This is a genomic window from Moorena sp. SIO4A1 (assembly GCF_010672065.1).
Classification (GTDB): domain Bacteria; phylum Cyanobacteriota; class Cyanobacteriia; order Cyanobacteriales; family Coleofasciculaceae; genus Moorena.
In genome coordinates, this window is the sequence record NZ_JAAHHX010000350.1 from 1 (window position 1) to 2,147 (window position 2,147).

Sequence of the window (2,147 nt, forward strand, 5' to 3'; positions counted from 1 at the left end):
TTGCCATCTCCATCAGAGTCAAAAAGTTTGGCAATCTTGGGGTCTTTTAGTTGTTCCAAATTATTGATTTTGTATTGTTCAGCAGTTTTTTTATCTATCTGATAGCTTTGCAAACCATCAGCAATAAGTACTCCCACCTTTTCTAATTTTTGGTCACCACCGTTTTGTAAAAAGAATTTTTTGTGTATATTTTGCCAATGAACACTGTAAAAATCTATGTCTCCATTCCTGACAGAAATGTGTGCCAGGGGAATACTAAGTTGTTTGATTGCTGCAGGTTTATAACCAACTTGTTCCAAAGCAATATTGATGATTTCGGAAACAAATAAGGCATAGGTGGAAACGGAGGATGCAGAACTGACCTTTACTCTTTTACCTGCTGTGGATTGACTCCCATTTGGGGTCTGTGCTCCACAGGCGATTAAACTGAGGCATAAAGCTGCTGCTAAGATAGCACAAATAAATTTATTAATTTTCCTGATGGTCATTTATTTGATTCTATTTGATCAAGTGCTATCGGGATGTTACAACTAGATTTTCCATGAAATTCTTGTAAGGTGCAATCCCGACTACTGACCATAGGGTGGAATGGGCATGTTGGTGGAATGGGCAAAATGCCTGTTTCATTTTCGGGCGGGCAGGATGCCCACTCTACTGCTATTGATTCGCGCAGCGGGCAGGATGCCCACTCTACTGCTATTGATTCGCGCAGCGGGCAGGATGCCCACTCTACGGCGTTGCTGAATTAAGGAATGAATGCGCGATCATCTGGTTTTATTAAAGCCCAGAATTGGGGGGCTAGGGGGGCGAAACCATACCCAGAATCAGCAACGCCACTGTGGTCAGTCCGCACGAGCCGGTCATCACAATGCCAAAACGACCCATCGCTAAAACCACTGCTTGAGGTTTGCTCAGATGGGGCATTTTTTTAGTCACTGTCCAAGAGCCATTTTTGGTACTCTTGATTCTTCTTCATGGCTGTGTTCTCCTAGTGGCGATATATACACGTGGGAATCCCTCAATCGCTTCTGAGCAATTTTACGCTCCGTCTCATTGTCAGTTACTGGGAAATGGGCTAAGGCTACTTCGTCTACTTTTCCTTCGTGAGTCAAAGGTAAACTTGATACAGGAACATAAGCTCCTGGCATCATGTATGGAGGTAACTGTTGTTGAATTTGGGAGTCTAATTGTTGGGGGTTCCAAACTCCCGCCACCACAACATAAGCTACTAGGAATGTTTGATGAGCTAATACATAAGCTTGTTCTACTCCGGCAACTGATAACAGGGCAGTTTCTATGTCTGCTAGTTCTATTCGCTTCCCTTGAATCCATATGTGCCGTTGTTTAGCGCCGACTATTTCTAGATAACCTTGGTTGTGATAACGACCTATGTCTCCTGTTTGGAATAGTTTACCTAATTGGGGGTGTTCTATAAATTTCTGTGATGTCTGTTGCTGTTGATGCAGATAACCTCTGGCTAAACTAGAACCTCCAATATAGATTTCTCCTGGTACTCCTGTGGGGACAGGGTCTTGGTGTTGGTCTAGTACATAAACTGATAACCGACCAGGGTTGCCTACGGGTACGTTTTCTCTAGGAGGTTCTTCTAGCCATTGCCAGTGGGTAACTTCTCCTGCTGCTTCTGGGAGACTGTAGAAGTTGTGTAATGAAACTGGGTAGTTTTGGAGAAATTCGTTGGCTATTTCTGTTGATAAGATTTCTCCACTGCTCAGGAGCGATCGCCAACTCTTCAAAGATGCTGCCTGATTAGTTGTATTTAACCAGGTGGGTAGTTCTGACGGATACAGGTGAACTATGGTGACTTTGTGCTTACCGATTAATTCCTGTAATTCTGTAGGCTGGTTATTTGCAGCTATAACTACACTACCACCACTGATTAGAGGTAAACCTATTTCTAGAAGAGCTACATCTTGAGTCAGAGAGGTTTTATGCAGTAAAATATCTTGATTAGTTATCTTTAAGGTTTCTTGTAGCCATTGTAAACGTTGAGCCACAGCCTGATGTTCTACTAAAGTTTCATTGAAGATATAGGCAAGATTGGTACCTGTTGTTGCTGTATTTGGGTTGTCTGTCTTCTGTGTAGCTATTGATTCCCACTCAGTGTCTAGACACAAAAGTTGAGCATT

The 2,147-nt window shown here is 42.8% G+C and carries 3 protein-coding genes; all 3 read right to left on the reverse strand.

Features of this window, described 5'->3' with window-relative positions; translation table 11 throughout:
• The coding region (locus F6K53_RS38100) for a glycine betaine ABC transporter substrate-binding protein (protein ID WP_293084926.1) at window positions 1-488 on the reverse strand (488 nt) is incomplete at its 3' end.
• Window positions 489-798: 310 nt separating this feature from the next.
• Window positions 799-936, reverse strand: coding sequence for a hypothetical protein (locus F6K53_RS38105; RefSeq protein WP_293065099.1), 138 nt, complete (start codon window positions 934-936; stop codon window positions 799-801).
• On the reverse strand, window positions 933-2,147 hold a 1,215-nt coding region (locus F6K53_RS38110; RefSeq protein ID WP_293084929.1), incomplete at its 5' end, for an AMP-binding protein. The genes F6K53_RS38105 and F6K53_RS38110, both read right to left, overlap by 4 nt.